General features: G+C 70.7%; 7 protein-coding genes. 4 read left to right on the top strand and 3 right to left on the bottom strand.

Features of this window, described 5'->3' with window-relative positions; all coding sequences use genetic code 11:
• Nucleotides 1–716 precede the first annotated feature (716 nt).
• Nucleotides 717–839: a hypothetical protein gene (locus I3F58_RS29350; protein ID WP_275678443.1), complete on the top strand. Its 123-nt coding sequence runs from the start codon at nucleotides 717–719 to the stop codon at nucleotides 837–839.
• Between the two features lie 110 nt (nucleotides 840–949).
• Nucleotides 950–1,681, top strand: coding sequence for a hypothetical protein (locus tag I3F58_RS12305; RefSeq protein WP_240108384.1), 732 nt, complete (start codon nucleotides 950–952; stop codon nucleotides 1,679–1,681).
• A 477-nt stretch (nucleotides 1,682–2,158) separates the two neighbouring features.
• Here the strand turns inward: I3F58_RS12305 and I3F58_RS12300 are convergent, their stop codons facing one another.
• The gene (locus I3F58_RS12300; RefSeq protein ID WP_240108383.1) at nucleotides 2,159–2,737 is read right to left on the bottom strand and encodes a TetR/AcrR family transcriptional regulator; all 579 of its coding nucleotides are present in this window, start codon (nucleotides 2,735–2,737) and stop codon (nucleotides 2,159–2,161) included.
• A 104-nt stretch (nucleotides 2,738–2,841) separates the two neighbouring features.
• On the opposite strand from I3F58_RS12300, the gene I3F58_RS12295 reads away from it, so the two are divergent.
• The gene (locus I3F58_RS12295; RefSeq protein WP_240108382.1) at nucleotides 2,842–3,720 is read left to right on the top strand and encodes a hypothetical protein; all 879 of its coding nucleotides are present in this window, start codon (nucleotides 2,842–2,844) and stop codon (nucleotides 3,718–3,720) included.
• A gap of 263 nt (nucleotides 3,721–3,983) precedes the next feature.
• On the opposite strand, the gene I3F58_RS12290 is transcribed toward I3F58_RS12295, so the two are convergent.
• Complete coding sequence (locus I3F58_RS12290; RefSeq protein WP_240108381.1) at nucleotides 3,984–4,658, bottom strand: nitroreductase family protein; 675 nt, start codon at nucleotides 4,656–4,658, stop codon at nucleotides 3,984–3,986.
• A 68-nt stretch (nucleotides 4,659–4,726) separates the two neighbouring features.
• Here I3F58_RS12290 and I3F58_RS12285 point away from each other — a divergent pair, with 68 nt between their 5' ends.
• Complete coding sequence (locus tag I3F58_RS12285) at nucleotides 4,727–5,155, top strand: helix-turn-helix domain-containing protein (protein ID WP_240108380.1); 429 nt, start codon at nucleotides 4,727–4,729, stop codon at nucleotides 5,153–5,155.
• 130 nt (nucleotides 5,156–5,285) lie between these two features.
• Here the strand turns inward: I3F58_RS12285 and I3F58_RS12280 are convergent.
• The coding region (locus I3F58_RS12280) for a hypothetical protein (protein ID WP_240108379.1) at nucleotides 5,286–5,484 on the bottom strand (199 nt) is incomplete at its 5' end.

Here is a 5,484-nt window from a genome sequence, read left to right as displayed (position 1 = left end):
GAAGGCGTCCGCTTTCCCTTCATCGGGCTTGGCCCGTCGAACAGCGTTCCTGTCCGGGTGATCACCGAGAGGGCGGTGCATGAAGGAAGGGCCTCTTGGCAGCTCGGGGTTGCGATCCCAGCCGACCAGCACCAGGAGGCCCTTCTGCCACAGTCTTTCGCGTTCGGGCCTGCCGAGTCCCACGTGGTCTCCCGGTCGTGTGACAGCCTCGCGCACAGGCAGGGCCCGCAGCCGCAGGGGGCCACGGCACCTGAGGTGACGGCGCTCGCCACGCCCTCGTCCAGCGAGGTGTCGGGGTCGTCGAGCAACACCTCGCGCGAACCGCGGAGCCTGGTCACCGGCAGCGGGTCCGCCACCGGCCGGATACGAGCTTCCCGGCCTCGGCACGCTGCACGGTCGTCAGGCCACGCGCGAGTCCCTGCGCGGCCTCGGCCCGTCCAGGCCCCGGACCCTGCCGGCTCTGCCGCAGGAGAACCGCGAGCGCGCCCACAGGGCCCGGGGGACGGGCCTCATCGGACGACCGTGCAGGCCTGCCATGAGCGGTCAGGCGTACGCGGGAGTGAGCAACTGCGCACAGATGTATCGGAGCCGTCGGGCACGAGAGGCCGAGAGCCGGGCGGCAGCGACCCCGATCAGACCATCGCCGCACAGCAACGGCAGCAGCTCGGGGGCGCATCCCCAGGGCGGCCTGCGCACCAGCCACCAGGGTGATCACCATGACGGCCGCGCTCCCCATCGGACTGCGGGTGACGGTCACGCGTGTCGACTTCGTCTTCCGGCCGCAGCCGACGACCTTCTTGACGATGGCTCACGTCGTGATCCGCTGGCTCAGCGGCTGAGAGGCCCTCACGCCCGTGTGGCGCACGGAAGTCCCCCGTAAAGTCTCCCGATGCTCTGTTCGGTGATCCTTTACCCTCCTGCCTCTGGTCGGCGAAGAGGAGCGACGTACATGACGGCAAGGATTCATCTCATCGGCGGCGGATGGCAGTCTGCGGAGGTCTACGCGCCTTTCCTCGGCGATGCCGGGCCCGCGGCCCGGATCGGGTGCGTCCTCGTCGACGAGGGCAACGCGGACGAACAGTTCGTCCGTTGTGCCGAGCGGCTCACACAGGTGGGCCCCTGCGTCCCCGTGGCCCTGACCGTACCGCTGGGGGGTCGCTTCGACCCGGCCGCGCTGGACGACGTGGACGCTCTCCTGGTCTGCGGCGGCCTGACCCCTGCCTACCAGGAGGCACTCGTCTGCTGCGCGGACGCCGTGCGGCGTACGCTCACCGAGCGCGCCATGCCGTACGCGGGGTTCTCTGCCGGAGCGGCCGTGGCCGCCGCGACGGCCGTTGTCGGCGGCTGGCTGGACGCCGGGGTTCCGGTGTGCCCGGACGACATCGCCGAGGACCTCGACGAGGTCGCCGCGCGCGATGGCCTGGGTCTCGTACCGTTCAGCGTGGATGTGCACGCCGCCCAGTGGGGGACGCTGCCGCGTCTGATCAGCGCCGTGGGAAGCGGCCGGGCCCCGTTCGGTGTCGCGCTGGACGAGGACGCGCTTGTCACCTGCACCGCGGGGGAGCCGGTGCGGGTGTCGGGCGCCGGCCGGGCGCATATGGTGCGGCGCGGGCGCGACGGGGGAGTCGAGGTGCGCTCCTGGGCCGCCGGGCAGTCCTTTCGGGTCGGTCAGCCGGGGTGAACCGGGAGCGCCCTGCCACAGGGCAGTCGCCGGGGCCGGATCTTCATGACGTCGGCGGCGGTCCGGGCGGTGAGGCACTACTCGCCATCGGCTTCCCCGGCCGGCCTCAGTGTTGGCGATCGGTGACCGGTGCCCCTGGCCGGTGATGCGGCTTTTGCCGCCCGGGCCGGCGCTGTCGCTCCGGTGCCGGACGATTCCGGCGGGGGTTCGCACTGGCGCCGAAGCTCTACCGGCCGTTCAAGCCGTCCCGGGACCACTGTCCATGCCCGTCAGGGCGTGCGGAGCGGCGTGACCGTTCGCCTGCGGTGATGACGTGGGCAGGGGCTCGTGGCTGCAGGCCACTGTCCTCGCGGGACTGGGACTCCGGCCGGCGGTGACTGCGCCTCACCGGGGCCGCTCCGCCGACGAGCCCGACTGGTCACGCCGATGGCGTGAGCGCCCTGGTGACCGGCCGGGCCGGAACATGGCCTGGGGGGTTCAGCCCAGGTCGGCCACGGGGTGGCCGTCGACGAGGGTGCGAAAGGTCTCGACGGGGTCGTCGTCCAGGACCGGGAGGCTGCCGCTGAGCTGCAGGGTGGCGAAACCATGGGCGAGCGACCAGGCGGCCAGTCCAGTGCGTCGGGCGTCGGGGCGCCCGGCGGCAGGGAGGTCCTCGATGCCGGAGCGCAGCGTGCGGGCGACCCGCTCCCTGGCGGTGGCGAGATCCGGGTCGTCGCCGCGCAGCAGGTGGGGCCGGAACATCACCTCGAAGTGGGCCGGGTGACCGAGGGCGAACCCGACGTAGCGGCTGCCCATCTCCCGCAGCCGGTGCGCCGTTCCGGTCGGCACTGCGTTCAGGGCTGCGGCCAGCAGCTCGAAGCCTTCCGTGGCGATCGCGGTCAGCAACCCGGTCTTGTCCTTGAAGTGGTGGGCGGGGGCGGCATGCGAGACCCCGGCGCGCCGGGCGAGGTCGCGGAGGCTGATCGCGGCGACGCCGTCGCTGCGGATGACCTCGAGGGCGGCGGAGACGACGGCCCGGCGCAGATCTCCGTGGTGGTAGGAGGACGGTGCTGCCATGGACAGCAGTCTACCCCGCATCTTGGCATTGACAAGATTGCGGCGACCGCGCAATCTTGTCAGTGTCAAGTTGTGGTTCGGTGCGGGACAGCGGAGGAACTCACATGGCGCACAGCCTCGGCACGGTACGACAGATGTGGCACCTGCTGGAGCCGGTCCACGCCACGCTCTACTACGCGCCGGAGGCGTTCGAGGAGGCCGCCGCACTCGGCTACGCCACCCGGGAGCGCTGGCCGAGCTACTTCGCCTACCGCGCCGCGCCGCTCGGGACTGCCGGACCAGAGGTGGTGAGTGCACTCTTCTACAGCTTCAGCCCGCGGATGGTGGAGTGTCACACCGCGTCGGCCTGGGGCACCGCCGCTCCCGAGCAGGTCCTGCGGGCCCGGAGCGCCGCGATGGACCGCGCACTGCGCAGACTGCTCGGCGGCCGGGCCGACTCGCCGGAACTGCGCGAGGCAGCGGAACTCGCCCGCCGCGCCGCAGTGGCGGCAGAGACGGCGGGCCGCCCCATGGCCGCGGCGAACGCCGCACTGCCCTGGCCCGACGAACCGCACATGATGCTCTGGCAGGCCGCCACCATCCTGCGCGAGCACCGCGGCGACGGCCACCTCGCCGCCCTCCAGGCCCACGGCATCGGCCCTGCCGAGTCCCTGCTCTCGCACGCCGCCGCAGGCGCCGCGCTAGAAGAGGTGTTCCGCAGCAGGCAGTGGACCGACGAGGAGTGGGCCGCCTGCCGTGAACGGCTCGTCGCCCGCAACCTGCTGGGCGCCGACGGCAGCGCCACACCCGAGGGTCTCCGGGTCCGTACCGCGGTCGAGGAACTCACCGACGAACTCGCCGCCGCCCCCTGGGCCGCGCTCGGAACCGACGAAACGCACCGGCTGGCCGAACTGCTCATGCCGCCGGTGCTCGACATCGTCGACGCCGGGATTCTCCCGACGCAGAGCACTCTCGGCATCGGCATGACATACGACTACCAGTGAGCGTGAGCGCCCGGCCCATCAGCGGCCCGCCGCCGGTATCTCCGGGCGACGGACCGTCGAGGAGTGCCGGCGCCGCCTGTACCGTGCGGACGAGCCGACGCTGTCGCCGTCCGTGAGGGGACTCGCCCACAGGATGATCTCCCCCCGTCCGGCCGGGCTCCACGGCGCCGAGGGGGTCCGAGCAGGCCATGTCCGCCCACACCGGCGGGGGCGTGGACGGCATGGCCGAACGGCAGAACAAGTCCTGTCGGGGGTGGGCGGGATCAGCGGGCGGTGGCCACGGCAGTTCCGGCGTCGTATGTCTCCTGGAAGACCGTGCGCTGGAGCGGGCGGCGGCCCGGGTGCAGGCGTTCCTCCGCCGGGTAGCCGAGAGAGACCAGTAGCGCGATGGCCAGATCGTCCCGGTCCCCGATGCCGATGACCCGCTTGACCTGGTCCTGGTCCCAGCCGTTCATGGGGGAGGTGGCCAGGCCGCGTTCGGTGGCGGCAAGCATGAGGAACGAGGCCGCGATCATGGCGTCCTTGACCGCGTACTCGCGGAGCAGGCCGCGCCTCTCCAGGCCCTGGTGGAACTCCTGGGAGGCGGCGGTGAACATGGTGATGAACTCGTCCTGCCACGCGCCGCTGCGGCGGGCCTGGTCGTGGATGTCGCTGTGATCGCCTCGCCATGCTTGCGGTTCGGCGACGAAGACCAGCATGACCGGTGCTTCCCGTGTCTGGGGCTGGCCGCCGGTGGCCTGGATCAGGCCCTGCCTGCCCGTCCGGCTACGCACCACGACGATCGAACGGGCCTGGAGATTGAGGCTGGTGGGCGCCTCGGTGGCGAGGTGGAGCAGTGTGTGGAGGGTGGATTCCGGGACCGGATCGGGGGTGTAGTGCCGGACAGTGCGGCGGGCACGGATGGCTTCGCTGACGGAGAGCGTAGGAGGGATCGTCATGGAGACCACTGTGGGAGAGTTTCTCTCTTCTGGGAAGTAAGCACTTCAGAGTGCGTTACTCTCCTCTGGTGAATCCTTTGGTGGAATCCTCCGGGCTGCCGGCCGACGTCTACTCCGCGAAGTGCCCGACACGGCAGGTTCTGGACCATATCGCTGGAAAGTGGACGGTGCTTGTCGTGGACGCCCTGCTGCAGGGCACCATGCGTTACAGCGATCTGAACCGACGTATCGAGGGCGTCTCCCAGAAGATGCTCACCCAGACCCTGCGTCGACTGGAGACGGACGGATTCGTGGACCGCACGGTCTATCCGTCCGTCCCGCCCCACGTGGAATACGCGCTGACCGCCCTCGGGCGGAGCCTGGCCGAGCCGATCAGCGCGCTCCGGCGGTGGACGGAGACACACATCAACCAGATCGAACAGGCCAGGAGCCAGGCGGCCCAGGGCAGTCACCCGGCCTCGCCTGCCAGAAGGGCCGAGACGCCCCTGCAGTCCTGAGGGTCCTGCCACGGCGACCGCTCCCGACAATGGGCCTGTGCGTGCATGGGCAGGACTCGAAGCGCTGTATGAGGTGATGAGCGGCGCAGCGAGGTACAGGATCACCGTCACGTCCCGGAACAAGCCTCGGTCATCCCGCGACGATGACGTCCGAGAAGCTGCCTTGGAGGGCAATCACATCTGGGTGCAACGTCGTGCCGATCTCGGCGAGTGTGCGCTCAAGCTCGGCAAAGTCTGGAGCCAGCTTCACTGGCACGGGCTTGGGTCTGATGCAGGGTTGGGTGACAGGTTCGGTTACGCGGCCTGTAGGGCCGGTGTGGTCATGACGG

It is taken from the genome of Streptomyces sp. MUM 203J, assembly GCF_022414595.1.
Classification (GTDB): domain Bacteria; phylum Actinomycetota; class Actinomycetes; order Streptomycetales; family Streptomycetaceae; genus Streptomyces.
This window is presented reverse-complemented; position numbering and strand designations above follow the sequence as displayed.

What these genes read in the sequence shown, in the direction of transcription:
- I3F58_RS12290 (WP_240108381.1), bottom strand. Translation starts at nt 4,658, where the DNA reads ATGACGATCCCTCCTACGCTCTCCGTCAGCGAAGCCATCCGTGCCCGC.
- I3F58_RS29350 (WP_275678443.1), top strand. Translation starts at nt 717, where the DNA reads ATGACGGCCGCGCTCCCCATCGGACTGCGGGTGACGGTCACGCGTGTC.
- I3F58_RS12305 (WP_240108384.1), top strand. Translation starts at nt 950, where the DNA reads ATGACGGCAAGGATTCATCTCATCGGCGGCGGATGGCAGTCTGCGGAG.
- I3F58_RS12295 (WP_240108382.1), top strand. Translation starts at nt 2,842, where the DNA reads ATGGCGCACAGCCTCGGCACGGTACGACAGATGTGGCACCTGCTGGAG.
- I3F58_RS12300 (WP_240108383.1), bottom strand. Translation starts at nt 2,737, where the DNA reads ATGGCAGCACCGTCCTCCTACCACCACGGAGATCTGCGCCGGGCCGTC.